Source organism: Burkholderia sp. KCJ3K979, from assembly GCF_016759955.1.
Lineage (GTDB): Bacteria > Pseudomonadota > Gammaproteobacteria > Burkholderiales > Burkholderiaceae > Burkholderia > Burkholderia orbicola.
Window position 1 is genome coordinate 15373 of the sequence record NZ_JACFYV010000038.1, and the last position, 26375, is coordinate 41747.

The window sequence follows — 26375 nt, forward strand, 5'->3', positions numbered from 1 at the left end:
CTTAAGCCCCGCTTAAGGCTGATTAAGCCTCCTTTAAGTCAGGGTCGTTACGCTGCGTCCTAACAACGAGGAGGTCCTACGATGAACACCCGATTCCTTGCGCGCGGCACCGTCGCGGTCGCCGTGGCGGCCGCCCTGTCGGCAGGCTATTTCGCCGGTACCCGCCGCGCCGATCCGCAGATCATCACGCCCGCGCAGGCCGCGATGATGCCGGCCGAAGCCGCGGCCAAGACCGGCATTCCCGATTTCTCCGGGCTCGTCGAGACGTACGGCCCGGCGGTCGTGAACATCAGCGCGAAGCACGTCGTGAAGCAGGTGTCGCGGCGCGCGCCGCAGCCGCAACTGCCGATCGATCCGAGCGATCCGTTCTACCAGTTCTTCAAGCACTTCTACGGCCAGGTGCCGGGCATGGGCGGCGACGCGCAGCCGGACGACCAGCCGAGCGCGAGCCTCGGGTCGGGCTTCATCGTCAGCGCCGACGGGTACATCCTCACCAATGCGCACGTGATCGACGGCGCGAACGTCGTCACGGTCAAGCTGACCGACAAGCGCGAATACAAGGCGAAGGTCGTCGGTTCCGACAAGCAGTCCGACGTCGCCGTGCTGAAGATCGACGCGAGCGGCCTGCCGACCGTGAAGATCGGCGACCCGGCGCAGAGCAAGGTCGGCCAGTGGGTCGTCGCGATCGGCTCGCCGTACGGCTTCGACAACACGGTCACGTCGGGCATCATCAGCGCGAAGTCGCGCGCGCTGCCGGACGAGAACTACACGCCGTTCATCCAGACCGACGTGCCGGTGAACCCCGGCAACTCGGGCGGCCCGCTGTTCAACCTGCAGGGCGAGGTGATCGGCATCAACTCGATGATCTACTCGCAGACGGGCGGCTTCCAGGGCCTGTCGTTCGCGATCCCGATCAACGAGGCGATCAAGGTGAAGGACGAGCTCGTGAAGACGGGCCACGTGAGCCGCGGCCGTCTCGGCGTGGCCGTGCAGGGGCTGAACCAGACGCTTGCGAGCTCGTTCGGGCTGCAGAAGCCGGACGGGGCGCTCGTCAGCTCGGTCGACCCCAACGGCCCGGCCGCGAAGGCCGGCCTGCAGCCGGGCGACGTGATTCTGTCGGTCAACGGTTCGCCGGTCGCCGACTCGACGTCGCTGCCCGCGCAGATCGCGAACCTGAAACCGGGTTCGAAGGCCGACCTGCAGATCTGGCGCGACAAGTCGAAGAAGTCGATCAGCGTGACGCTCGGCGCGATGGCCGATGCGAAGCTCGCGTCGAACGACGGCGGGCCGGTGGAGCAGGGCCGTCTGGGTGTCGCGGTGCGGCCGCTGTCGCCTCAGGAGCGCACCGCGGACAACCTGTCGCACGGCCTGATCGTGCAGCAGGCCGGCGGGCCGGCCGCCAACGCGGGCATCCAGCCGGGCGACGTGATTCTCGCGGTCAACGGCCGCCCGGTCACGAGCCCGGAGCAATTGCGCGACGCGGTGAAGGGCGCGGGCAACAGTCTTGCTCTGCTGATCCAGCGCGATAATGCACAGATCTTCGTGCCGGTCGACCTGAGCTGACCGGCCACGGCCGACGGCCGGCGTGGCCGGCCGCGGCGGGCGCCGCCGCCGTTCGATCGCGCGACGCCGCGCCCCGTATGTGTTCCGACCCCAAGGAGAGAGCCATGCAATATCTACGCAACGTGTCCCGATTTGCCGTCGCCGCGGCGTTGACCGGCGGCCTCGCAGCCGGTGCGACCGGCGCGTACGCGCAGTCGGACGGCTTGCCGGCCGCGCGCCAGCAAGGCGACGTCACCTTCGTGTCCGGCGGCGTCGGGCAGGACGAATCGACGGCGTTCCAGCGCAGCGAGTCGCAGTGGCCGCTGGCGCTGCGCTTCACCGGCAAGGGCGGCGAGTTCCTGGCCGACGTGCATGTCCGGATCGTCGACGGCAAGGGCGCCGAAGTGCTGAAAACCGATGCGCGCGGGCCGTACATGCTCGTGAAGGTGCCGCCGGGGCGCTATACGGTGCATGCGTCGTACCAGGGCAGCGACGAATCGCGCGCCGTCACGGTCGGCGCGAAGGGCGGCGCGAAAGCCGCGTTCCAGTGGAGTGCGCAGTAGCCCGCCGCGTGCGGCCGGGCCCCCGGTCGCGCAATCGGACGAAGTTTCGCCCATAATGAAAGCCACGGCATGCGTGCCGTGGCTTTTTCGTTTCCTGCCCCGGCCAGGCGGCCGCCCGAAGGAGAAACGATGTCCGATGCAGCCGACCCTCGACTCGAAATCGTGCCGAACCGTCATCGCGTGCGCGTGATCCATCGCGGCATCACCTATGCCGATTCGCATGGTGCGCTGACCGTGCGCGAGGCGGGGCTGCCGGACATCCATTACCTGCCGCGCGGCGACGTCAACATGCGCCGGCTCGTGAAATCGGGCGTCACGACGGCTTGCCCGTTCAGGGGGCAAGCCGTGCATTTCGACTTGCAGACGGAAGACGGCGTGATCGAGAACGCCGCATGGAGTTACGAAGAACCGAAGGAGGCGGCGGCCGTGCTTGCGCACTACGTCGCGTTCGATGTCGCGCGGGTCGACAGTCTCGTCGAGACGTCCTGATGCGGCGCGTGTTCATCGGGGAGGCGTCATGGAACTGAACGACACGTTACGCGTACCGCTCGCGCCGCCTGTCGTGCGGGATGCGCTGGAGGATCTCGCGCTGCTGCGGGCGAGTTTCGACCATTGCGAATCGTTCGTGAAACTCGCGCACGGCGAGTTCGCGCTGACCATCACGGTGCCGCTCGGCCCGCTGCGCGCCCGCTACGACGTGCGCGCGCATGCGGCCGCCGAGCAGGGCGACGCCGAAGGTCAGCCGCGCCGCGTGCTCAACTTCAAGGCGCGGGCCGACGGCCTCGGCGCGCTGCGCGGCCAGGTCGAACTCGTGCTGATGCCGGATGGCGACGCGAGCGCCACGCGAATCGAGTACGTGGTCTGGGCGACGGCGAGCGGGCCGCTCGCCGAACTGCCGGGGCGGCAGATCGACAATGCGCTGCGCGAATGGACCGACACGTTCTTCCGCGAGTTCTGCGCGGTCGTGCAGGCGAAACACGGTCTCGCGCCGAATCGCGCGAGCGCCGCCGCGCCGCGCCGCCAGCATGTATTTCTGCGGCCGGCATCGCTGGTGGCCGCGACGAAGCGTTCGCTGCCGCATCATCTCGGCGGCGCGCTGAGCGGACGTGCCGCGAGCGCGCTCCCGCATCGCGATTCCGGCACGGTGCCCGTGTGGGCCTGGGCGGCGATGATCGTGTTCGTCGCGCTGCTGCTGTACGCGGCGCGCTGGATCAACGGCGGCTGATCGGCGTTCGGCCGCCCGGTTCCGCTTCCCGGCCTGTTCGCGGCCCGCACGGCGGGCGTCACTGCGCCGCGTCGGCCCCGACTCCGGCGCCGCGAAATTCCCTTCGATACGCAGACGGCGACGTGCCGAGCGCGCCCGCGAAATGCTGGCGCAGCGACACGCTCGAGCCGTAGCCGGCCGCCTGCGCGATCGCGTCGATCGATTGTCCGGTGGTTTCGAGCAGATGCTGCGCGCGCGCGAGCCGCTCGGCCTGCAGCCATGCGGTGACGGTCGTGCCCGTCGCCTGGCGGAAGTGGCGCGTGAACGTGCGCCGGCTCATGAGCACGCGTTCGGCGAGCGAATCGACGCTGTGCGCGGCGTCGAGATGGGCGCGCACCCAGTCGAGCAACCCCGCGAGCCGCGCGTCGCGCGGATGCGCGGCGACCGGCTGCGGCACGTACTGGGCCTGTCCGCCCTGACGGTGCGGCGGGATCACGAGGCGGCGCGCGATCCGGTTCGCGGCGTCCGAGCCGAAGCGCCGCCGCACGACGTGCAGGCAGCAGTCGAGGCCTGCCGCCGTGCCGGCCGACGTCATCAGGTTGCCGTCGTTCACGTACAGCACGTCGGGGTCGAGTTTCACGCGCGGAAAGCGCCGGGCGAAATCGTCGGCCCACGCCCAGTGCGTGGTGGCCGGGCGGCCGTCGAGCAGGCCGGCCGCGGCGAGCACGTAGGCGCCGAGGCACAGGCCGACGAGCTCCGCGCCGCGCGCGGCGACCGCGCGGACCGCATCGAGCAGCGCGTCGGGCGGCACTTCGTCCGGGTCGCGCCAGGAAGGCACGATGACGATGTCCGCATCGTCGAGCGCATCGAGCCCGTACGGTGCGGTAATCGTGAAGCCACCCGTCGTCGCGAGCGGGCCGCGCTCGGCCGAGCAGACGCGGAACTCGAACGCGGGCGACGCGGCCGCGTCGCGTTCCTTGCCGAACACGACCGACGGCACCGACAGGTGGAACGGGCTGATGCCGTCGTACGCGATCACGGCGACGACGGTCGGAACGGACGGGGCGAATGGGGTGGGCGCGGCGGTGGCGAGCATGACGGGCTCCGGCAAGGCGATGGCCCGATTCTATCGAAGAATGGCTATCGGGCCACTATCGGCACAGGCCGCCCGGCTCGACAATGCATCGCATCGCACTGCTGGCCGCCCCGCTCCGGGGCGGGGCAGCGCCTCCCGACCAGGAGCCCGCCATGTCGACCGCCGTCCCGCATTCCACTTCCCGTCCTGTTGCCCGCCGTGCACTGATCGTGATCGACGTGCAGAACGAATACGTGACGGGCAACCTGCCGATCGAATATCCGCCGCTCGACGTGTCGCTCGCGAACATCGGCCGCGCGATCGACGCCGCGCACGCGACCGGCGTGCCGGTGATCGTGGTTCAGCACGTCGCGCCGGCCGGCGCGCCGATCTTCGCGCCCGGTAGCGATGGCGTCGCGCTGCACGCGGTGGTGGCCAGCCGGCCGTACGCGCACCTGATCGAGAAGGCGCAGGCGAGCTCGTTCGCCGGCACCGATCTCGCCGCGTGGCTCGACGCGCACGGAATCGACACGCTCGCGGTGGCCGGCTACATGACGCACAACTGCAATGCGTCGACGGTCTATCACGCGGCGCATGCGGGGCTGAAGGTCGAATACCTGAACGACGCGACGGGCGCGCTGCCTTACGAGAACGAAGCGGGAGCGGTAAGCGCCGAAGAGATTCACCGCGCGTATGGCGTGGTGTTCCAGTCGAATTTCGCGGCGGTGATGTCGACCGACACGTGGATCGCGGGGCTGGCCGGCGCGCCGATGCCGGCGCGCGATTCGGTGGCCGCGTCGAACCGGCGGGCCCGCGCGCAGCGCGCGAAGGCTGCCTGACGCGGCACGGTGACGGCGGCGGGGCGCGCCATGCGCCGCGTGGTCAGTCGCGATCCTTCAGCATCGCCGGGCTGTAGCGCAGCATGTCGAAGCAGCCGTCGACGAGTTTTTCCGCATGCTGCTCGGCGTCGATCTCGTCGGGCAGCATCAGCATGTCGCGCACGAACCCGCTGACGAGCGTGTGCAGCATCAGCGTCGCGCGCCACGTGTCGAGCCGCTCGGGCAGCAGCTTGAGCCCCACGGCCACCGCGAGATCGGCGTCGATCATGTGCAGCGCCTCGCTCATCCCCGCGCGGTTGCGCTGCAGCAGCGGCTCCATGTCCGCGACGTATTCGCACTTCATGAACAGGATGCTGAACACGCGGCGCAGCTGCGGGTCGCGCTGCACGCCGAGCAGGCACCAGATCAGGATCTGGCGCACCTTCTCGAGCGGATTGCCGCCCGGCGCGTCGAGCGGCATCCGTTTCAGTTCGTCGATCGGCAGGAACACGCGGTCGAACATCGCATCGAACAGTTCGCTCTTGTTCGCGAAATGCCAGTAGATCGCGCCGCGCGTCACGCCGGCGTGCTGGGCGATGTCCGCGAGCGACGTGTGCGACACGCCTTTCTCGAAGAACACGTGTTCGGCGGCGTCGAGAATGCGGTTGCGCGTCTCGAGCGCCTCCTCCTTGGTACGTCTGACCATGTGCAGGCCTGATTGGATCGATCTTGAGTGAATATGGGGTCCGCAACCCCTCGTCACCGTCATGCAGACAGGCTATGCTTGCTGCGGGTAACAATCTGTAAGACTGGGCCGCGGGCGGAATACAAACGGGCTTTTTACATACATTCGTGAATGTATATACAATACCACCCTACGATCGAATGACCCAAGTGGCAATCAGTTAATATCCCACTCTGCTGATTCCCGCCCTAGTACCAGTCCGCAGTTCGCGGCATCCCCGTCGGCACGGAGGTCTCGTGCCGACGTGCTGTATCTGGCAGTCCAGTAATTCAGGTGTTCGATCAGCGCCGCGAGGCGCATCCGTGTTGCGCTCGGGTCGGGCGCGGCACTTATTCCATTGGTTATACACAGAGGTCGCTCCATGCGCGTCGAACGGGTTCCATACCGCTTAATCACTGTCGCGACGGCCGCCGTTTTCCTGGCCGCGTGCGGGAAAAAAGAATCGGCACCGCCGCCGCAAACGCCGGAAGTCGGCGTCGTCACCGTCCAGCCGCAAGCCGTACCGGTCTTCACCGACCTGCCGGGCCGCACCAGTGCATTCCTCGTCGCGCAAGTGCGTGCGCGGGTCGACGGCATCGTGCTGCGCCGTGAATTCACCGAAGGCACCGACGTCAAGGCCGGTCAGCGCCTCTACAAGATCGATCCGGCGCCGTACATCGCGGCCCTGAACAGCGCGAAGGCGACGCTCGCGAAGGCGCAGGCGAACCTCGTCACGCAGAACGCGCTGGTCGCGCGCTACAAGGTGCTGGTGGCCGCGAACGCGGTCAGCAAGCAGGACTACGACAACGCGGTCGCCACGCAAGGCCAGGCCGCGGCGGACGTCGCGGCCGGCAAGGCGGCGGTCGATACCGCGCAGATCAACCTCGGCTATACGGACGTCGTGTCGCCGATCAGCGGCCGCGTCGGCATTTCGCAAGTGACGCCGGGCGCATACGTGCAGGCGAGCCAGGCGACGCTGATGTCGACCGTGCAGCAGCTCGATCCGGTGTACGTCGACCTCACGCAGTCGAGCCTCGAAGGGCTGAAGCTGCGTCAGGACGTGCAGAGCGGCCGTCTGAAGACGAGCGGCCCGGGCGCGGCCAAGGTGTCGCTGATCCTCGAGGACGGCAAGACCTACTCGGAGCCGGGCAAGCTGCAGTTCTCGGACGTGACGGTCGACCAGACCACCGGCTCGGTGACGATCCGCGCGGTGTTCCCGAACCCGGGCCGCGTGCTGCTGCCTGGCATGTTCGTGCGCGCACGGATCGAGGAAGGCGTGAACGAGAACGCGTTCCTGGTGCCGCAGATCGGCGTCACGCATGACCAGAAGGGCCAGGCGATCGCGCTCGTCGTGACCGCGGCCAACAAGGTCGAGCCGCGTCCGCTGAAGACCACCGGCATGCAAGGCCAGAACTGGATCGTCGAAGGCGGTCTGCAGGCGGGCGATCACGTGATCGTACAAGGCGTCGACAAGGTGCGCCCGGGCGCGACCGTGAAGACCGTCGCCGCGCAGCTCGCCCCGGCGCCGGACGCCGCATCCGCCACATCGGCAGGCGCCGCGCCGGTGAGTATCGCGACGAGTGCCGCAGCGAGTTCGGCCGCCGCGTCGAGCGCGCAATAACAGGGAGTCCTTTTCATGGCCAAGTTCTTTATCGATCGCCCGATCTTCGCGTGGGTGATCGCGATCGTGCTGATGCTGGCCGGCGTTGCATCGATCTTCAAGATGCCGATCGCGCAGTATCCGACGATCGCACCGCCGACGATCCAGATCCAGGCGAACTATCCGGGCGCTTCCGCGAAGACGGTGGAAGACACGGTGACGCAGGTGATCGAGCAGCAGATGAGCGGGCTCGACAACTTCCTGTACATGTCGTCGACGAGCGACGATTCGGGCAACGCGACGATCACGCTGACCTTCTCGCCGGGTACGAATCCGGATGTCGCGCAGGTCCAGGTGCAGAACAAGCTGTCGCTCGCGACGCCGAACCTGCCGCAGGTCGTGCAGCAGCTCGGCATGCAGGTCACGAAGTCGAGCAGCAACTGGCTGATGTGGTTCGCGTTCAACTCCGAGGACGGCCGGATGTCGAAGGAGGACCTGACGAACTACGTGGCCTCGCACGTGCTCGATCCGCTGAGCCGCGTGAACGGCGTCGGCCAGACGCTGCTGCTCGGTTCGCAGTTCTCGATGCGGATCTGGCTCGACCCGATCAAGCTGACCAACTACAGCCTCACGCCGACCGACGTGACGGCCGCGATCACGCAGCAGAACGTGCAGATCGCGGGCGGCCAGATCGGCGGCACGCCGGCGAAGCCGGGCACCGTGCTGCAGGCGACGATCACCGAATCGACGCTGCTGCGCACGCCGGAGCAATTCGGCAACATCCTGCTGAAGGTCAACCAGGACGGCTCGCAGGTTCGCCTGAAGGACGTCGGCCGCGCGGCGCTGGGTTCGGAGAACTACACGTTCGACACGAAGTACATGGGACAGCCGACAGCCGGCCTCGGTATCCAGCTCGCGACCGGTGCGAACGCGCTGGCGACCGCCAACGCGCTGCGGGCCAAGATCGACGAGCTGTCGAAGTACTTCCCGCACGGTCTCGTCGTGCACTACCCGTACGACACGACGCCGTTCGTGCGCCTGTCGATCGAGGAAGTGGTCAAGACGCTGATCGAGGGCATCGTGCTCGTGTTCCTCGTGATGTACCTGTTCCTGCAGAACCTGCGCGCGACGATCATCCCGACGATCGCGGTGCCGGTCGTGCTGCTCGGTACGTTCGCGATCATGGGCCTCGCCGGGTTCTCGATCAACACGCTGTCGATGTTCGGCCTCGTGCTCGCGATCGGCCTGCTGGTCGACGATGCGATCGTGGTGGTGGAGAACGTCGAACGCGTGATGGCGGAGGAGGGGCTGTCGCCGAAGGAGGCGACCCGCAAGGCGATGAGCCAGATCACCGGCGCGCTCGTCGGCGTGGCGCTCGTGCTGTCGGCGGTGTTCGTGCCGGTGGCGTTCTCCGGCGGCTCGGTCGGTGCGATCTATCGTCAGTTCTCGCTGACGATCGTGTCGGCGATGGTGCTGTCGGTGCTGGTCGCGTTGATTCTGACGCCGGCACTGTGCGCGACGATCCTGAAGCCGATCGAGAAGGGTCATCACGAAGAGAAGAAGGGTTTCTTCGGCTGGTTCAACCGGACGTTCGATCGCAGCCGCGATCGCTACACGAGCGGCGTGAACCACGTGATCAAGCGCTCGGGCCGCTGGCTCGTGATCTATCTCGCCGTGTTCCTCGCGGTCGGCGTGATGTTCGCGCGGCTGCCGAAGTCGTTCCTGCCCGATGAAGACCAGGGCTACATGTTCATGATCGTGCAGACGCCCTCCGGCTCCACGCAGGAAACGACCGGCAAGACGCTCGACAACATCAACACGTACCTGACCACCGCCGAGAAGGACGTGGTCGACTCGGTGTTCACGGTCAACGGCTTCAGCTTCGCGGGCCGTGGTCAGAATGCGGGCCTCGTGTTCGTGAAGCTGAAACCGTACGAGCAGCGCCAGCGTTCGGACCAGAAGGTGCAGGCGCTGATCGGCCGGACCTTCGCGCATTATTCGACGTACAAGGACGGGATGGTGATTCCGTTCAATCCGCCGTCGATTCCCGAACTCGGCACGGCTGCCGGTTTCGACTTCGAGCTGACGAACAACGCCGGCCTCGGTCACGAAGCGCTGATGGCCGCGCGCGGCCAGTTGCTCGGGCTGGCCGCGAAGGATCCGGCGCTGGCGCTGGTGCGCCCGAACGGCCTGAACGACACGCCGCAGTACAAGGTCGACATCGATCGTGAGAAGGCGAACGCGCTCGGCGTGACGGCCGCGGCGATCGACCAGACGTTCTCGATCGCATGGGCGTCGCAGTACGTGAACAACTTCCTCGATACCGACGGCCGGATCAAGAAGGTGTACGTACAGTCGGACGCGCCGTTCCGGATGACGCCGGAGGACATGAACATCTGGTACGTGCGCAACAGCGCGGGCGGGATGGTGCCGTTCAGCGCGTTCTCGACCGGCCACTGGATCTACGGGTCGCCGAAGCTCGAGCGTTACAACGGTGTGTCGTCGATCGAGATCCAGGGGCAGGCCGCGGAAGGCAAGTCGACCGGCCAGGCGATGGCCGCGATGGAAGCGCTCGCGAGCAAGCTGCCGGAAGGCATCGGCTATTCGTGGACGGGCCTGTCGTTCCAGGAAATCCAGTCCGGCTCGCAGGCGCCGATCCTGTACGCGATCTCGATTCTCGTCGTGTTCCTGTGTCTCGCGGCGCTGTATGAAAGCTGGTCGATTCCGTTCTCGGTGATCATGGTCGTGCCGCTCGGCGTGGTCGGCGCGCTGCTCGCGACGATGCTGCGCGGTCTCGAGAACGACGTGTTCTTCCAGGTCGGTCTGCTGACGACCGTGGGCTTGTCTGCAAAGAACGCGATCCTGATCGTCGAGTTCGCGCGCGAGCTGCAGACGGGCGGGAACATGGGGCCGGTGCGTGCGGCGATCGAGGCGGCGCGCCTGCGGCTGCGTCCGATCCTGATGACGTCGCTCGCGTTCATGCTGGGCGTGCTGCCGCTCGCGATCAGCAACGGCGCGGGCTCGGCCAGCCAGCATGCGATCGGTACGGGCGTGATCGGCGGGATGATCACGGCGACGTTCCTCGCCATTTTCATGATCCCGATGTTCTTCGTGCGGGTTCGCGCGATCTTCAGCGGCGAGACGGAAAACGTCGACGACGCATGGCGTCTCGTGCAGGGCGACCTGCAGCGCGGTCACGACGACGCACACGATTCGAAGGGGCAGTAACGATGCAAAAACATGCTTTGACTGCAACCGCGGTCGCACTGGCTGCCGCGCTGTTTGCCACGGGATGCACGATGGCGCCGCACTACAAGCGGCCCGACGCACCCGTCGCGCAGGCGTACCCGGCCGGCGGCGTCTACGCGACGCAGCCGGGTGCGGCCGGCGCGCACAGTGCGAACGGCCAGGCGGCGACTGCCATCGGCTGGCGCGAGTTCTTCGTCGATCCGCGCCTGCAGCGGCTGATCGAGATCGCGCTGAAAAACAACCGCGACCTGCGCGTGTCGGTGCTGAATATCGAGGCGGCGCGCGCGCAGTACCAGATCACGCGTGCGGGGCTGTTTCCGACGCTCGACGGTACGGGCACGGGCAACATCCAGCGCTATCCGCAAGGTGTCTCGCCGACCAACCAGGCCTATATTTCGCGCGTCTACAACGTCGGGCTGTCCGCATCTTGGGAGCTCGACCTGTTCGGCCGCGTGCAGAGCCTGAAGGATCAGGCGCTCGCGCAATACCTGTCGACCGCATACGCACGGCAGGCGTCGGAGATCTCGCTGGTGTCGCAGGTGGCGGATCAATACCTGACGCTGCTGTCGACCGATGACCTGCTGAAGGTCACGGAAGACACGCTGAAGACCGCGCAGGCATCGTACGACCTGACCAAGCTGCAGTTCGACAACGGTACGGGCTCGGAGCTCGAGCTGCGTCAGGCGCAGACGGTCGTCGAGACGGCGCTCGCGAACCAGCAGGCGCAGGCCCGTGCCCGCGCGCAGGCGTTGAACGCGCTGGTGCTGCTGATCGGTGAGCCGCTGCCGGACGATCTGCCGGCGGGCATGCCGCTCGACGCGCAGAACCTGCTGACGGACGTGCCGGCTGGCCTGCCGTCGGATCTGCTCACGCGTCGTCCGGACGTGATGCAGGCCGAGCAGACGCTGCTGGCCGCGAACGCGAACATCGGCGCGGCGCGCGCGGCGTTCTTCCCGCGTATCTCGCTGACAGCGGCGTTCGGTACCGCGAGCCCGACGCTCGGCGGCCTGTTCAAGGCCGGCACGGCGGCGTGGTCGTTCGCGCCGAACATCGCGCTGCCGATCTTCGAGGGCGGGCAGAACATCGCGAACCTCGATCTCGCGAACGTGCAGAAGCGCATTGAAATCGCGAACTACGAGAAGGCGATCCAGTCGGCATTCCGCGAAGTATCGGACGGCCTCGCCGCACGCGGCACGTACGACCAGCAGATCGCGGCGCTCGAGCGCAACGAGCACGCGCAGCAACGTCGCTTCGACCTGTCGGACCTGCGTTACAAGAACGGCGTCGACAGCTACCTGTCGGTGCTGACCGCGCAGACGGATCTGTACTCCGCGCAGCAGTCGCTGATCAGCGCACGCCTGGCACGCTGGACGAACCTGGTCGACCTGTACCGCGCGCTCGGCGGCGGCTGGATCCAGCACGCCGGTGAAGCGCCGCGCGCGCCGGATGCACCGGTCGACTACGGCAAGGCGGCAGCACCGGCGCCTGCGTCGGCCGCGAACGGGTAAGCCGCCTGTCAGCACGTCCGAAGGGATGTGAAAACGAAAACGCCACGGACGATAAATCCGTGGCGTTTTCTTTTGTACCGTCGCCCGCGCGGCGAGCGGCGTTACGTCAGGCCTGCTTCGTCCAGAGCGTCCGGCCGAAGAACGTGAGCGTGCGGTCCCACGCCGTTTCCGACCACACCGGATCGAACTGCGTGCCGGCGATGCGGCCGGGGCCGACGGCCGTTTCGTTCGCGAACGCATGGTGCGCGAGATAGCGATGGAATTCGAAACCGACCTTCGCATCGGTCAACTTCTTTTCCAGTGCGTCGACCTGGTCGATCTTGAAGAACGCATCCTGCGTCGCCCAGTGTCCCATCAGCGGCACCTTGAGCTTGGCCGGATCGATATAGTCGAGCGGCGGCAGGCCGTACCACGTGACGCCGGCGTCCGCCTCGGCGTACTGCAGCGACAGCAGCGTGAGGGCGCCGCCCATGCAGTAGCCCGTCACCGCGACCCGCGGCGCCAGCGTCTTGAGGTACGCGACCGCGCCGGGAATGTCCTGCGACGCGGCGTCGCCGAAATCGAGGCCCGTCATCAGGTGGTGTGCTTCCTCTTCCTCGACCGTCGACTTGCCGCGATACAGGTCGGGCACGAGCGCGAAGTAGCCGCAGCGCGCGAGGCGATCCGCGACGCCGCGGATCTGGTCGTTCAGCCCCCACCATTCCTGGATGACGACGACCGCGGGCGCGCCTTCGGTTCGTGCCGGCGTGGCGAGATAGCCCTGCAGCTCCTGGCCGTCGGGGCGGCGAAACGTGATCGTGGAACCGGATGTTTGAGACATGAAACCGCTCCTTTTCGAAAAATACGCCGAGTGCGACATCGGGCCGGCCCGCGGGCGTCGTGATACCGCTCGCGTTCGTTCTGGCCGGCACCGACCACGCGGCCATTCTATGCGCAAACACCGGACGCTTGCGTGAACGGTGCCGCGCGGCGCGCGACCGGCGAAGGGAGCGGCCGACCGGAAAGCAAACACCCCGCCCCGATGAACGGAGGCGGGGTGTCGCGGGTACGTCGTGCGGATCGGAATGCGCCGGGAATGTGCCGGGAATACGCCGGCGCGTATCAGGCTTACTGGCCGAAATAGACGGAGTCGCGGCCTTCCTGTTTGACCGCGATCGCGCGGCCGGCACGCGTGCCGGCGGCCGCTTGCGCGCCGTAGCCGGCTTCCTCGGCATTCGTCACGCGGGCCTGCGCCGTCTGCAGCGCACGCGGGTAGTACTGGTCGGAGACTTCGGGCTTGTAGCCGGCCTGTTCGAGCTGGACGAGTTCCGCACGCACCTGCGCGCGTGTCAACTGGCCGGACGGGTTCGACTGGGCGAATGCGCCGTACGACGCGCAGAGCGCAGTTGCGGCGACGACAGCGGTGATGAACGATTTCATGGTGACCTCCGGTTCTGTTGATTTCGCGCTTCGCACGTTGCGTTCAGCGGTTGATTGCATCGTAACGATCGCGTTACCGGCCGGAAATACGCGTTGCGGCGAATCATTATTGCAACGGAGTAAACGATTCGCGCGGCACGCAATTTCATCCGAAGATTGCCGCGGGCCGGAGCAGGAGCGTGGCTTTCCGTGGGCGACAGGGGCGATCGGCGCAGCAGCAGCGGGAGGGACAGTTGAGTCGGATTCCGAATTATTTTTTGTGAGGCCGCCGGTGTCGCTCGTTCCACATCACGCAGCCAGCGTCACCTGCCGTTTCCGGTATTCGGCGGGGGTGATGCCGACATGCCGGGTGAACGCCCGCCTGAGCGTATCGACGTTCGCGAAGCCGCATTTCGCGGCGACCTGCTTCGGCGTGTCGCGGCCGTCCTCGAGTAGCTGGCGGGCAACCGAGATGCGCGTCGCCTCCACCCATGCGGCCGGCGTCATGCCGACTTCCGCGCGAAACAGCCGTGCGAAGTGGCGCGGGCTCATGCCCGCATGCTTCGCCATGTCGGCCACCGAATGCTCGAGTTCCGGATGCGCCGCGATCCAGCGCTGGACTTCCTGCAGCACCGAACGCCCGGCGGGGCGCGCCTCGCCCTTGCGGCTGAACTGGAGCTGCCCGCCCGGGCGCTTGAAGAACATCACCAGTTGCGCGGCGACGCGTCGTGCGATCTCGCGGCCGAGATCCTCCTCGACCAGCGCGAGCGCGAGATCGAGCCCGGCCGTGACGCCGGCGCCGGTGCGCAGCTTGCCGTCGCGCACGTACAGCGCGTCGGCGTCGATGGCGACGGACGGATACGCTTGCGCGAATGCATCGGCTGCGGCCCAGTGCGTGGTCAGGTGACGCCCTTTCAGCAGGCCGGTGGCCGCAAGGATGAACGCGCCGGTGCAGATCGAGCCGTAGCGCCTGCTTTGCACGGCCGCCGAGCGCAGCCATGCGAGGACGTCGGTGCGCAGCAAGATCTGGCCGGCGTGCGGCGCGCCGGCGACCAGCAGCGTGTCGATGCGCTCGGGGATGTCGGGCGCGATCCAGTCGGGCAGCAGCCGTGCGCCGGACGAACTGCGGACCGGCCCGGGCCCGCTCGCGATGATCCGCGGCGTATAGAACGGCTTCCCGCATTCGACGTTCGCTTGCGCGAACACGTCGAGCGGCGCGGAGACGTCGAGCAGTTGCACACCCGGAACGGCGAAAATACCCACGACCTTCGGCATGATCGATTGCGTGTCGTATCGAACCTGATGCGCAGCAGTATAGGGGCGCTGGCTTGGCCGCGCAGGCACCGTGTCCGTTCGTCGCGCGAAATGGCAGGATTCGTCGTGACACGTCCATTGGAGACACCTGTCGGACTCCGGAGAATCGAGGCTGTCTTCCATGGAGGTCGATCATGACTGTGAACGTTGCCGGCATCACCCTTCCCGATACGCGTCTGACGCGCGAGATCACCGAGCTCGTACGCGATACCGAGTCCGAGCTGCTGTTCCACCACTCGAGCCGCGTGTTCTATTTCGCGGCGCTGGCGGGCCGGCGCCGCGGGCTCGAGTACGACCCGGAGCTGCTCTATTGCGGCTGCATGTTCCATGACATGGGGCTCACGCACCGGCACAGCAGCGCATGCGAGCGCTTCGAAGTGGACGGCGCGAACGCCGCGCGCGATTTTCTGAAGGGCAACGGGATTTCGCAACAGGACATCGATGTCGTGTGGACCTCGATCGCACTGCACACCACGCCCGGTATTCCGCAACACATGCATCCGGTCGTCGCGTTGGTCACCGCGGGCGTCGAGATGGACGTGCTGGGGCTCGCTTACCCGGAATACAGCGACGTCGAGCGGGAAGCGGTCGTGCGCGCGCATCCGCGCACGCCGCATTTCAAGGAGGACATCATCCAGGCGTTCTACGACGGCATCAAGCACAAGCCCGGCACGACGTTCGGCAACGTGAAGGCCGACGTGCTCGCGGACAAGGATCCGCGTTTCCATGCGGGCAATTTCTGCAGCGTGATCCGGTCGTCCGCGTGGGCCGGCTGAGCGCGGGCGGGCGGCCGCGCATCAGCCTACGTCGATCGGTTGCCCGAGGTGCAGCAGGTTCGGCGCCGACGTCACGCTTGGGCCTTTGCGCAGCCGCTGAGCGCGGTGATCGTCTTGCCGAAGACTTCCGAGCCCGCGAATCTCGCCGCGCCGGCCGTACCATCGGCACGATGGTTGAGCCAGTTGCCGCGCGCGTCGGCGTTGATGCTCCGGTTGCGTTCCAGCGCAAGCCGATATCGGGCGGGGATTTCATCGTGCTCGAGCCGATCGCCGTGTCCATCATCACCGCGCCCGCGAAGTTCAGCGCGCTGTTGGCTAGTGCGCTGACGCCGGTTGTGTCGAACAGTAAGTAGGCCGTCCGGTGCGAGGCGCGATTTCGAATGTACGGAAGCGGTTGGAGCGGGCACGGGAGCGATTCGTCACGCGCGACGAGGGTGAGTCGACTGGTTCGGCTTGCTGGAGCGGTCGAAGGGTAATCCGTAGAACCCTGCGTGTTGCCGGGGACGATGAGGAATTGGACAGGGAAAAGAGGCGATTCCACCAATTCGCGTATTACCGTTGGAAATTTGTTACGTGACAACTTCACATCATCGCGGATGAGGACTTTATATACTGAATTATTACACCCCCTCACCGAGACGAATCTCCGATTCGCGTGCGCCCGAATACCGTCTCCCAGCCCTGATCGGCAAGCCCTCGCTCAACGACCCGCATGCTCTCGGCAAAACGCCTATAATGATTGGGCAAATTGCCGGAGAGAGGTCATGAGCACCATCGCTTTTCATCCTTCGGGCGTCGCCCATCCGCGTCAGGCCGAATTCACGATTCTCGAGCAGCTGCTGGCGGTTCGCGTCCGGTCGGGCGCCGATCTTGCCGAGCTGGCGAGCGCGCGCGTCGACGTGTCGGTGATCGACCGGCTGTCGGAGCGCGGGCTGAAATCGGACGAGCTGGCCTTCATCATTCCGCGCCGCACGCTGAGCCATCGCCGCCAGGCGCACGAACGCCTGTCGCCGGAAGAGTCGGACAAGGCGATTCGCCTCGCCCGCATCGTCGCGCAGGCCACGGCCACCTTCGGCGATCAGGACAAGGCGATGGCGTGGCTGCGCAACGGGCTCCAGCGCTTCGGCGGCCGCACGTCGCTCGACATGGCGAGCACCGAGCATGGCGCGCGGCTCGTCGAAGAAGCCCTTACGCAGATCGACGAGGGGTACTTCGCTTGACGACGCTGTGGCGGATCAGCAATTACGCCGATCTGAGAGGCATCGGCGGGTTGCGGGCCGGCGGGCGCTGGCATTTCGCCGGGCAGCCCGTCGTGTATCTCGCCGAGCATCCGGCGCTCGCGTTGCTCGAGACGCTCGTGCATTTCGAAATCGCCACCGTCGCGCAATTGCCGAGCGGATATCAGTTGCTGCGTATCGAGGTGCCCGAGTCGGTGGATGTCGCCGAAATCGCGGAAGGCGATGCGCCGGACGACTGGCGCACGAACGTCGACTGGACCCGCAGCGCCGGCACCGAGTGGCTGCACACGCAGCCGAGCGCGCTGCTGCGCGTGCCGAGCGTCGTCGTGCCGCACGCGCACAACTTCCTGTTGAATCCGCTGCATCCGGCCGCGTCCGAGATCCACATCGCGGAAGTGATGCAATCGCCGTACGACACGCGGATCTTGCGGCTGGTTCAGTCGAAGCCGGGCGAGTAACGAACCGGAACGAGCACGATGCGCGCAGGGCGGCGCGCGACGCGCGATCAATGCTCGTGGGCAGCGCGATCCGCGGCCGCGTCGGGCGGCAGTGTCTGCCGAATGCGCGTGATCGTCCGCATGCTGGCCAGGCCGAGCATCGCCGTGACGTCGGCATGCGCGTGGCCGGCGAGCAACTGGCGGCGCGCATACGTATTGCGCAGTACGCGCGGGCTCATGTCCGCTGCGCGAAAGCCGATCGCGTTCAGCGCGTCACGTACCACGAGCAGCAGGAACATGTCGTTCATTGCGCCTCCGCGCGGCGCGGGAAACAGCAGCGCCGACGGCGGCACGTGGGTCGAGCGCGCACGCCATGCGGCGAGCGGCGCTATCGCGAACGTGGCGAGCTCGATCCGGCGCGCCGGCCGCGCGCGATCGCGCGGCACGGACAACACCGGCGGTCGCGCGTCGAGCTCGGCGGCATCGGCGGTCGCCGCGCGAATTTCGGCCGACGTGATACCGCTCGCGAGCAGCAGCGCGACGATCGCGCGATTCCGGCAGTCGGCCGGCGTATCGTCCGTTCGCGGCTGCACATGGCGCTGCAGCGCCGCGTCGGCATCGGGCGGCAGGTAGCACGGCTCGGGCTCGCCGTCTGGCCAGGCGAGATCGCGCGTCGATCGGCCGGCCGGATGGATCGTCCGCACGCCGGCGTCGACCAGATGCCGGCCGAGCCGGTCGATCAGCTTCGCATAGCGCACGCGCGTCGACGTGCCGGGCGTGCAGGTGCGGTCGAGTTCCGCGAGGAAGGCCGCGACGTGGTCGGGCCCGAACGTGGCGAGCGATACGCGCTGCGCGCTCAGGTGGCGCAGGAATCGCTCGAACATCGCGACGTGCTGCACGACCGAGCGCGGCGCGAACGGCCGGCGGCCGGCGCCGGTCGCGGCGGTTTCCTGCCAGGCGCGAAACGCACCGACGGGGTCGTGAATCCAGCGAGCCGTGTCCATCTCCGCTTTATAGCCGGACGCAGCGACGCCGGCAATCGTCCCGATGTCCGGTCGGTCGGCGCGCAACGAAGCTAGCTCGTCAGTGCGCGGTATGCGTGTCGTCGACGCCGTCGTTGTTCATCGTCAGGTAGACGAGCACGAGCAGCAGCGTGATGAAGAACCGGAACGCGTCCGGCACGCCGTTCCATTGCTTCGACATCCACATCCCGAACCATTCGCCGCCGACCGACATGAACGCGACCTGCCACGTCAGGAAGCCGAGCGTCAGGCCGGCGACCGCATGGCCCTTCGCCGCACGGAATCCCGCATCGCCGGCGCGCCGCGCGCGCAGCAGCCGGGCACCGCCGATCCAGCACAGCACGGCCGTCAGCGTTTCCATCGAAATGATGCCGATGTCGAAGGCGCCGCAGTTGCGCCCGCATGCGCTTGACCGCCCAGCCGCGCGAGCGCGGTGAACGCGAGTTGCGTCGCGATGGCCGCGAGCGTGCCGCCCGCCATGCCGTTGCCGAGCACGATCTGCACGGGTGCGCCGAAATGGCGATACAGGTTCGGCACCAGGATCGGCGCGAGGCCGACCACCAGTGCGGCCGCGAGCGTGTACTGGTTTGCGCGCGCATGCAGGTCGACGCCCGCGAGCAGCCGGATGCCCATCACGCCGATCATCGCGAACACGACCAGCGCGGTGCCGCCGACCACCGCGGCCGGAATCGCATACGCGAGCCGCGCGAGCGGCGCGAACAGCGCGATGACGATCAGGATCGCGCCGGCGGCGGCCGTCACGTAGCGCGATCGTACGCCGGTCGTCTGCACGACGCCGATGTTCTCGGCGCTCGTCACGATCAGCGGCGTGCCGAAAAGCGCGCCGGCCAGCGACGCGAGCGCATCGCCGCGTATCGTCTTCGGCACGTCGCGCGGCAGCGAAATCGACTTGCCGCACGTTTCGCCGACGGCGACCGTCTGCGCGGTGGCCTCGGCCATCGAGATCGCGGTGAAAATCAGCAGCGGTAGCGCCGCCAGCACGTCGAAACGCGGCATCCCGAACGGCAGCCACACCGGATGCGTGAAGAGCGGCCCGTGCCACATGTCGGCGAGCGCCGGCATCGCGCCGAGCGCCCAGCCGAGCGTCGCGCCGGCCATCAGCCCGACCAGCACCGCGAGGCGCCCGGCCGTGCCGCGGAACGCGCCCGCGACGACGACGGTGGCGACGATCGTCGCGAGCGCGAGACCGAGCGCGCGCGGCTGCGCGAAGTCGGCCGAGCCGGACTGACCGACGACGATCGTCGCGTAGATCCGGATCAGGTTGATCGACACGAGCAACAGCATCGCGCCGACGACGATACGCGGAAAGAGCCGCAGGCAGCGCGTGAAGACGGGCAGCAGCACCCAGTAGAACGCGCTGGCGAGCAGCGCCGCCCCGGCCGCGGTCGGCAGGCCCGATTGCGCGGCGATGCCCGCGAACAACATCGTCGGTGCGCCGCCGGGCACCATCACGAACGGCATGCGCGCGCCGATCGGGCCGGCGCCGAGCGATTGCAGCAGCGTGCCGATGCCGCATGCGAAGAACGTCGCGCCGATCAGCTGGACCGTCAGGTCGGCCGGCAGCGCGAGCACTTTCGCGATCAGGAAGACGGCCGTGATCGGCGACGCGGCCATCGACAGCACGTGCTGCAGCCCGAACAGCGCGAGCTGCCACGCGGGCAGCCGGGCATCGACGGGCGGGGAAATCGGATCGTGCGACACGGCAGGCCCCTCGGAAGCGAACGGCGACGATGGCCGGAAACCGGCGATGAACGGACGCTCAGGTCCGTAGCCAGGGCAACTGGGCGGCGCTGTAGCGGAACGTCTGGAATACGCTGTTCAACTGGCCGGGGCCGGTCTTGCGCGCCGCTTCGTCCGGGTATTCGGCGAACCACGGGATCACGTATTCCCAGACGACCTCGCCGGCCGGCGTCACTTCGAACAGCCGGCCTGTCGACGATTCGGTGATGTGCGTGTTGCCGTTCGGCAAGCGTTGCGCGTTGCCCATGAACGGCGTGTAGAACAGGTTCACGACGTCGTCCGCATACGACCATACGACGCGCTGCGTCGCCGGATCGATTTCCACGACGCGCGAGAACACGACGTGCGCACCGTGACGGAAATTGCCGTTGTCGAACGCGAGGATGTGGCCGTTCGGGAGCGGCACCGGCGCATGCTGGTGCGACACGACGTCGGGCCCGATGTGCAGGTCGACGCGGCCAGTTGCGCGGTTCACGCCGATGATCCCCGACGTCGTGCGCAGGCTCATCAGCACGCGGCCGTTCGCATCGACCGCGAGACCGTTGACGAGCGGCCAGTGATAGCGGCCGAAGCCTGCCGCGATCGGGAAATCCTCCGGCCGCAGATGCTCGCGCGCATGCCATTCCCAGACGATCTGGCCGGCGCGGTTCACTTCGCGGATCACGTCCGCATACATCACCTCGTCGTCGCCGTGCGCGGTGCCGCCCGGCACGCGCCGCGCGAACGCCGCGTCGACCGGTTCGCACGCGGCATACAGCAGGTTGCCGTTCGGCAGCCACTGCGCGTCGTGGTGATGCGCGGGGTCCTCGTAGCGCCACACCGTTTCGCCCTGCGGCGTGACCTCGTAGAAGTCGCCGCCATGCCACATCGACCACGGCGCGTAGCGCGAATCGGAACGCGGATGATTGCCGTTGTAGCCGAGGTTGCCGTTCGCGAGGATGACCGCGTGGCGCCCGGGGCGCACGGGCATCTTCCACTGGTGGACGACCTCGCCGTCGATGCCGACGAGATAGACGTTGCCGTCGGCCGTTTGCGGCGCGATGAGCGTATAGCCGCCCGCGGACAGCGCGGGATCGTGGGCGATGAGGCCGACGCCGCGGCGCCGCTGGGTAATCTGGTCGACGGTCGTCACTGCGGTCTCCATTCGAATCGGATACGGGGATGCAGCGGAATCTAGACGATTCGTCCGGTCAGTAAAATCGGATTATTCTTGACGCCCTGTTCGAAAAAATCTAACGGCCCCTCCATGCGTTCGATATCGCAGACATTCCGCTGTTTCGACGAGGTCGCGCGACGCGGCTCGATTCGCAAGGCGGCCGACGCGCTGCATCTCACCGCCGCGGCGGTGCACCAGCAGATCCGCAATCTCGAGGAGCAGGTCGGCGTGCCGCTGTTCGACCGGCTGCCGCGCGGCATGCAGCTGACGCTCGCCGGTGAGATCGTGATCGCGGCCGTGCGGCGCGGCCAGCGCGATTTCGACAACGCGCTGACGCAGGTCGAGGACCTGCGCGCGCTGCGGCGCGGTCACGTGAATCTCGCGGTACCGGCATCGACGGCCGAAAAGCTCGTGCCCGACGCGATCCTCGCCGCGATGCAGCGCTACCCCGGCGTCACGTACAGCGTGCGCTCGGGAAACGGCGAGAGCATCGTGCGCTGGGTCGAGACGGGCGAGGTGGACATCGGTTACGCGCTGCGCCGGCGCACCGCGCCGGGCGTCGTCGAGGTGCGCGCGTTCGCGCAGCCGCTGGGTGTCGTCACGGCGCCCGGCCATCCACTGGCGTCGACGGGCGGCAAGGTGCGCATGCGCGACTGCTTCGCGCATCCGCTGATCCTGATGACGCCCGACACGGAGCTGCGCGCGATGTTCGACCAGATCGATGCGCGGCAGCCGCGCGGCGTGCGGCCGATGGTCGAAACCGGGTCGGTGTCGATGGTGCGGCGTCTCGCGGCCGAAGGCGCCGGCGTTGGTTTCCTGATCGCGGAAAACGTCGCGGACGACGTGGCCGCCGGCCGGCTCGCGTGGACGCCGCTGGCCGATGCGGGCGCGCGCTCGTTCAGTTGCATCTACCAGCGGGCGGACATGAGCGCGACGGTCGCGATGGCGATGTTTCTCGCGCTCTTTTCGGAGGCGATCGACGCGATGGAGCACGGTTTCGCACGCGGCGGCCCGGCGAGCGGCACGCGTCGCCGGGCGAAAAAGGCAACGACGTGACGATGCGAGCCGCATGGGCGTCTCGGGATGCGCTGCAATGCAGCAGGCAAACCCGCATGCCGGTTCGGTGACGTCGCGCAACGGGCGTCCGCCGGCATGCCGTCATTTCCTTATTGCGGGAAAAATTTTGTTCATGGGACTATCGAACGCGTTGCCCGTGCACCGAGGGGGTTGCAGGCAACGGGATGTCCATCGCAACGATCGACAAGAACATCGGCAGACAATGAACAGAACAGCGATTTTTCCGTATGCGTCCGCGTTGCTCGCGGCTGCCCTGTTGACCGCCTGCGGCGGCGACGTCGAAAACGAGGCGGCCCGCACGACCGCACCGTCCACCGATGCGAGCTGCCTCGCGGTCGACAACAGCGGCGCGACGGTCGTGGTGGGCTCGAACCAGCCGGGCGACCCGTCGCTGCCGGAAGCGTCGTCGGGCTATCGCACCGGGATGAAGCCCGTCTATGCGAAAACGTACCTGGTGGCCACGTCGAACGCGTACGCGAGCGCGGCCGGTTGCGCGGTGCTGAAGAAGGGCGGCACGGCCGCCGACGCGGCGGTCGCCGTGCAGGCCGTGCTCGGCCTGACCGTCCCCGAGGCGACGGGTCTCGGGTCGGGCGGCGTGCTGCTCTACTACGATGCGCGCGGCAAGACGGTGCAGGCATACGACGGGCGCGAAACCGCGCCAGCCGCCGCCACCGAGAACTACCTGCGCTACGTCGACGACGCCACCGATCATTCGGCGCCGCTGCCGAACGCGCGCGCGAGCGGCCGCTCGATCGGCACGATCGGCGTGCCGCGGCTCATCGAGGCGCTGCAACAGGATCACGGTCGCCTGCCGTGGCAGAGCCTGTTCGGCGACGCGATCACGCTGGCGACCAACGGTTTCCCGATCAGCGGCCGGCTGGCCGACGCGATCGCGGCGAACGCCGCGAACCTGAAGCGCGACCCCGAAGCCGCCGCGTATTTCCTGAACGCCGATGGGTCGCCGAAGACGCTCGGCACCGTACTGAAGAATCCCGCCTACGCACGCACGCTGTCGCTGATGGCGCAGTCGGGCGCGAATGCGCTGTACACCGGGCAGATCGCGCAGGACATCGTCGCGAAGATCGCGGCGACCAAGGGCGCGGACGGCTCGACGCTCACGCCGGGCAAGACGACCGTCGCCGATCTGGCCGCGTATCAGGCGAAGCGCCGCGAACCGGTGTGCACGACCTATCGCAGCTACTGGGTGTGCGGGATGCCGCCGCCGTCGTCGGGCGGTATCGCGGTCGCGTCGGCGCTCGGCATTCTCGAGAACTTCGACCTGAAGTCGCTGAAGCCGACGGCGATCGATCTCGAAGGCGGCAAGCCGACCGTCGCGGGCGTTCACCTCGTCACCGAGGCCGAACGGCTCGCGTATGCCGACCGCGACAAGTACGTGGCCGATACCGACTTCGTGCCGCTGCCGGGCGGCACGTGGGACACGTTGCTGAACAAGCCGTACCTGAAATCGCGCGCGGCGCTGATCGACACGACCAAGAGCATGGGCACCGCGCAGCCCGGCAATCTCGGCGCGGTGCCGCTCGGCGTCGACACGACGCTGATCGAGCACGGCACGAACCAGTTCACGATCGTGGACGGCGACGGCAACGTGCTGAGCGCGACGACGACGGTCGAGTCGAGCATGGGCTCCTTCCACATGACCAACGGCTTCCTGCTGAACAACCAGTTGACCGACTTCTCCGCGAATCCGCTCGACACGTCCGGCAATCCGGTGGCCAACCGGCTGCAGCCGGGCAAGCGGCCGCGCAGCTCGATGGCGCCGACGATCGTGTTCGGGCAGGCCGCCGACGGTTCGCGCGGCGACTTCGTGATGGCGACCGGTTCGCCGGGCGGCGGCACGATTCCGCAATACGTGGTCAAGACGCTGGTCGGCGCGCTCGACTGGGGGCTCGACGCGCAGCAGTCGGCGGGCCTCGTCGACTTCGGCGCGAGCAACAGCCCGACCACCACGATCGGCGGCGAGCATCCGAACGTCAACGCGGCGAACAACGGCGCGAACGATTCGCTGATCACGGGGCTGCTCGCGCTCGGGCACAAGGTGTCGACGTCCGCGCAGGCGAGCGGCGTCAACACGGTGATACGCGTGACGGTCGGCCAGTCGCCGGCGTTGCAGGGCGGCACCGATCCGCGTCGCGAAGGCGTCGTGCTCGGCGATACGTTCCGACCGTAACCGGGCAGCATGCGCACGGCTCCGGTCGCTTGTCGGCGGCGGGGACCGTGCATCATGACGAGGCCGCATCGACGGCCGAGCAAGCCTTATCCCTTAGGAATGCAAATAAAGACTACCAATTTCGCCGATACACGACGATCGGACGAATCGTCGGCGTGAAGCCGTCTGCCGTACCAGCTCACGGTTCATGCATGCCCGTTGTCAAATACGGCGTTCACCCCGCCGCAAGCCCCCGATTGTCAAACAGTGTGAGTCAATCGTCAGCATTTGCAACGGAAGTAACAGTCCCCGCAATTCAATCGTTTTGCCCGGCGGCGCCGCTACATTAGCTTCACCTGCCGCATGTCGCGGTGAGGCATGCGACAAGCCGCTCGAAGGCGGCCCGCAGCAACAACGTCTTTGGGGAGAATGACCATGAACAAGATCCATACGATTCTGCTGGGTGCCGCTCTGACGGCGATGGCGACGTCGGCTGCATTTGCACAGACGGCCCAGACCGGCGCGCAGGGTTCCGCAGGGGTTGGCGCCCAGGTTCAGACGCCGCTGCTCGGCGGCGGCGTGGGCGTGCAGGCCGGCGCTGGCGCGAATGTGGCAGGCTCGGGTGCGGGTGCGGGCAATGTAGTCGGCGGCGCGCTGAGCGGTGTCGGCAAGACGGTCGGCGGCGTGGGCTCGGCAGCCGGCACGGCGGTGGGCGGCGCGACGCAGGCAGTCGGTTCGGCGGCCGGCGCGACGAAGGATGCGGCGGCATCGACCGTGCACGCGACGAAGTCGCACGTGAAGCACGTCGCAAGCTCGACGAAGAGCCATGCGCAAGGCGCGGTGTCGACGGCAGGCGACGTCGCGGGCGGTGCGAAGGCGAAGGCCGGCGAAGCGCTCGAAGGCGCGACGAACTCGGTGCAGGGCGGCGCATCGGTCGGCGTGAAGGGTTCGGCGTCGGCGCAAGGCGGCGCGCTGTAACAAGCGGCACCATTCCGTCACGGCCCGGCCCGCTTCGATGCGGGCCGGGCTTTTTTATCGGCGCGCGGCCACTGCCCATTGCTCGCGCGTCATGCTTAAATAGCAGGGGTTCCGACCACCGGCCGCCACGATGACGGGGCCGGCCGGCATGGGCCAGCATGTCCGATCGATACCGTGACGCGGCGAGTGACAGCAGGTAGCCGGATGCCTGCGTGTGGTGCGACGCACGCGGGGTGATCGGGCGTGTTTTCCTGAATCCCGTTCAACGCCTTGCCGGCTTCCTTCGTTGCGCTCGAAACCGGATTTCGAACCCAACCGCCATATCGAGCGATTGCTGGCCGTCGTTTCGTGAACCGCTCGTTCTTCAGTGGCGCGGTTTCGTTGTCTCGCGATCGCACTGCGGCACAATGGCGATTCGCATCGGTATCGCGTGCTTCCCCACCGTCCGGACCGACGCAGAACGCATGTCGTTATCCGCTTTCAGGTACCATCCCGACCCGCTTGCAACGGGCGGCGCGACCCGGTTCGGCACGCGCCGCGCGTGCCGCGGCAAGTCCGGCGGCTACCGGGATGACGCTTGACGGCACGGGCCCGTGCGAGCGTCGTCGTCCCTTCGCCATGAAACAGAGGAACCTTCGTGAAGTTCATCCACGCGGCAGACATTCACCTTGACAGCCCGTTGCACGGCCTGAGCGCGTATCCCGACGCGCCGGCCGCGCAGTTGCGCAACGCGTCGCGCGAGGCGCTGCGGCAACTCGTGGATCGTGC

The 26375-nt window shown here is 67.5% G+C and carries 23 protein-coding genes and 2 pseudogenes; 16 read left to right on the forward strand and 9 right to left on the reverse strand.

Annotated features, from left to right (window positions below; genetic code table 11):
- Positions 1-81 precede the first annotated feature (81 nt).
- The 4 genes from H3O04_RS11645 to H3O04_RS11660 all read left to right on the forward strand — a co-directional run bounded on the left by H3O04_RS11645 (position 82) and on the right by H3O04_RS11660 (position 3330).
- Complete coding sequence (locus H3O04_RS11645) at positions 82-1563, forward strand: DegQ family serine endoprotease (protein WP_006477953.1); 1482 nt, start codon at positions 82-84, stop codon at positions 1561-1563.
- Positions 1564-1667: 104 nt separating this feature from the next.
- Positions 1668-2105, forward strand: a complete 438-nt coding sequence (locus H3O04_RS11650; protein ID WP_202587727.1) for a carboxypeptidase-like regulatory domain-containing protein — start codon at positions 1668-1670, stop codon at positions 2103-2105.
- A 129-nt stretch (positions 2106-2234) separates the two neighbouring features.
- The gene (locus H3O04_RS11655) at positions 2235-2594 is read left to right on the forward strand and encodes a DUF427 domain-containing protein (protein ID WP_006477955.1); all 360 of its coding nucleotides are present in this window, start codon (positions 2235-2237) and stop codon (positions 2592-2594) included.
- 28 nt (positions 2595-2622) lie between these two features.
- The gene (locus H3O04_RS11660) at positions 2623-3330 is read left to right on the forward strand and encodes a CoxG family protein (protein WP_011546097.1); all 708 of its coding nucleotides are present in this window, start codon (positions 2623-2625) and stop codon (positions 3328-3330) included.
- A gap of 58 nt (positions 3331-3388) precedes the next feature.
- Here H3O04_RS11660 and H3O04_RS11665 read toward each other — a convergent pair whose 3' ends face one another.
- On the reverse strand, positions 3389-4405 hold the full coding sequence (locus H3O04_RS11665; protein ID WP_202587728.1) for a helix-turn-helix domain-containing protein: 1017 nt from the start codon (positions 4403-4405) through the stop codon (positions 3389-3391).
- A 152-nt stretch (positions 4406-4557) separates the two neighbouring features.
- On the opposite strand from H3O04_RS11665, the gene H3O04_RS11670 reads away from it, so the two are divergent.
- Complete coding sequence (locus H3O04_RS11670; protein ID WP_011546095.1) at positions 4558-5223, forward strand: cysteine hydrolase family protein; 666 nt, start codon at positions 4558-4560, stop codon at positions 5221-5223.
- A gap of 43 nt (positions 5224-5266) precedes the next feature.
- Here the strand turns inward: H3O04_RS11670 and H3O04_RS11675 are convergent, their stop codons facing one another.
- Entirely contained in the window at positions 5267-5908 is a 642-nt protein-coding gene (locus H3O04_RS11675) for a TetR family transcriptional regulator (protein WP_006486802.1), read from the reverse strand.
- Between the two features lie 400 nt (positions 5909-6308).
- Between H3O04_RS11675 and H3O04_RS11680 the strand changes: the two genes are divergently transcribed.
- Genes H3O04_RS11680 through H3O04_RS11690 form a run of 3 tightly spaced genes read left to right on the forward strand, consistent with a single transcriptional unit; the run spans position 6309 to position 12283 of the window.
- Positions 6309-7547 (forward strand): efflux RND transporter periplasmic adaptor subunit, encoded by a 1239-nt coding sequence (locus tag H3O04_RS11680; protein WP_202587729.1) that lies wholly within the window; start codon positions 6309-6311, stop codon positions 7545-7547.
- A 15-nt stretch (positions 7548-7562) separates the two neighbouring features.
- A complete protein-coding gene (locus H3O04_RS11685; protein ID WP_202587730.1) occupies positions 7563-10754 on the forward strand; it encodes an efflux RND transporter permease subunit in 3192 nt (1063 codons plus the stop codon).
- A 2-nt stretch (positions 10755-10756) separates the two neighbouring features.
- On the forward strand, positions 10757-12283 hold the full coding sequence (locus H3O04_RS11690; protein ID WP_124591838.1) for an efflux transporter outer membrane subunit: 1527 nt from the start codon (positions 10757-10759) through the stop codon (positions 12281-12283).
- Between the two features lie 106 nt (positions 12284-12389).
- Here the strand turns inward: H3O04_RS11690 and H3O04_RS11695 are convergent, their stop codons facing one another.
- The 3 genes from H3O04_RS11695 to H3O04_RS11705 form a co-directional block, all read right to left on the reverse strand.
- The gene (locus H3O04_RS11695; protein WP_027809700.1) at positions 12390-13103 is read right to left on the reverse strand and encodes a dienelactone hydrolase family protein; all 714 of its coding nucleotides are present in this window, start codon (positions 13101-13103) and stop codon (positions 12390-12392) included.
- Positions 13104-13390: 287 nt separating this feature from the next.
- The gene (locus tag H3O04_RS11700; protein ID WP_011549372.1) at positions 13391-13702 is read right to left on the reverse strand and encodes a DUF4148 domain-containing protein; all 312 of its coding nucleotides are present in this window, start codon (positions 13700-13702) and stop codon (positions 13391-13393) included.
- 288 nt (positions 13703-13990) lie between these two features.
- Complete coding sequence (locus H3O04_RS11705; RefSeq protein ID WP_202587731.1) at positions 13991-14956, reverse strand: GlxA family transcriptional regulator; 966 nt, start codon at positions 14954-14956, stop codon at positions 13991-13993.
- A 173-nt stretch (positions 14957-15129) separates the two neighbouring features.
- Between H3O04_RS11705 and H3O04_RS11710 the strand changes: the two genes are divergently transcribed.
- The 4 genes from H3O04_RS11710 (at position 15130) to H3O04_RS11725 (ending at position 17467) form a co-directional block, all read left to right on the forward strand.
- Entirely contained in the window at positions 15130-15771 is a 642-nt protein-coding gene (locus H3O04_RS11710) for an HD domain-containing protein (RefSeq protein ID WP_202587732.1), read from the forward strand.
- Positions 15772-15941: 170 nt separating this feature from the next.
- Positions 15942-16124 (forward strand): hypothetical protein, encoded by a 183-nt coding sequence (locus H3O04_RS11715; protein ID WP_023477650.1) that lies wholly within the window; start codon positions 15942-15944, stop codon positions 16122-16124.
- Positions 16125-16535: 411 nt separating this feature from the next.
- Complete coding sequence (gene parS / locus H3O04_RS11720; protein ID WP_027809696.1) at positions 16536-16991, forward strand: type II RES/Xre toxin-antitoxin system antitoxin; 456 nt, start codon at positions 16536-16538, stop codon at positions 16989-16991.
- Positions 16988-17467, forward strand: a complete 480-nt coding sequence (locus tag H3O04_RS11725; protein WP_023477652.1) for an RES family NAD+ phosphorylase — start codon at positions 16988-16990, stop codon at positions 17465-17467. The genes parS and H3O04_RS11725 overlap by 4 nt, the downstream gene beginning before the upstream one ends.
- A gap of 47 nt (positions 17468-17514) precedes the next feature.
- Here the strand turns inward: H3O04_RS11725 and H3O04_RS11730 are convergent, their stop codons facing one another.
- The 4 genes and pseudogenes from H3O04_RS11730 to H3O04_RS11745 all read right to left on the reverse strand — a co-directional run bounded on the left by H3O04_RS11730 (position 17515) and on the right by H3O04_RS11745 (position 21373).
- Positions 17515-18450, reverse strand: coding sequence for a tyrosine-type recombinase/integrase (locus H3O04_RS11730; protein WP_043888525.1), 936 nt, complete (start codon positions 18448-18450; stop codon positions 17515-17517).
- 79 nt (positions 18451-18529) lie between these two features.
- Positions 18530-18844: pseudogene (locus H3O04_RS11735) on the reverse strand (DUF2165 family protein); the annotation flags it as partial.
- Entirely contained in the window at positions 18817-20190 is a 1374-nt protein-coding gene (locus H3O04_RS11740; protein WP_202587733.1) for a solute carrier family 23 protein, read from the reverse strand. The gene H3O04_RS11740 and the pseudogene H3O04_RS11735, both read right to left, overlap by 28 nt.
- Positions 20191-20248: 58 nt before the next feature.
- Entirely contained in the window at positions 20249-21373 is a 1125-nt protein-coding gene (locus H3O04_RS11745) for an aryl-sulfate sulfotransferase (protein ID WP_006480976.1), read from the reverse strand.
- A 102-nt stretch (positions 21374-21475) separates the two neighbouring features.
- Between H3O04_RS11745 and H3O04_RS11750 the strand changes: the two genes are divergently transcribed.
- The 4 genes and pseudogenes from H3O04_RS11750 to H3O04_RS11765 all read left to right on the forward strand — a co-directional run.
- Positions 21476-22441, forward strand: coding sequence for a LysR family transcriptional regulator (locus tag H3O04_RS11750; RefSeq protein WP_202587736.1), 966 nt, complete (start codon positions 21476-21478; stop codon positions 22439-22441).
- 223 nt (positions 22442-22664) lie between these two features.
- Positions 22665-24650 (forward strand): gamma-glutamyltransferase family protein, encoded by a 1986-nt coding sequence (locus H3O04_RS11755; RefSeq protein WP_202587734.1) that lies wholly within the window; start codon positions 22665-22667, stop codon positions 24648-24650.
- Between the two features lie 414 nt (positions 24651-25064).
- Positions 25065-25607, forward strand: a complete 543-nt coding sequence (locus H3O04_RS11760; RefSeq protein WP_202587735.1) for a hypothetical protein — start codon at positions 25065-25067, stop codon at positions 25605-25607.
- A 637-nt stretch (positions 25608-26244) separates the two neighbouring features.
- Positions 26245-26375, forward strand: a pseudogene (locus H3O04_RS11765) (DNA repair exonuclease); the annotation flags it as partial.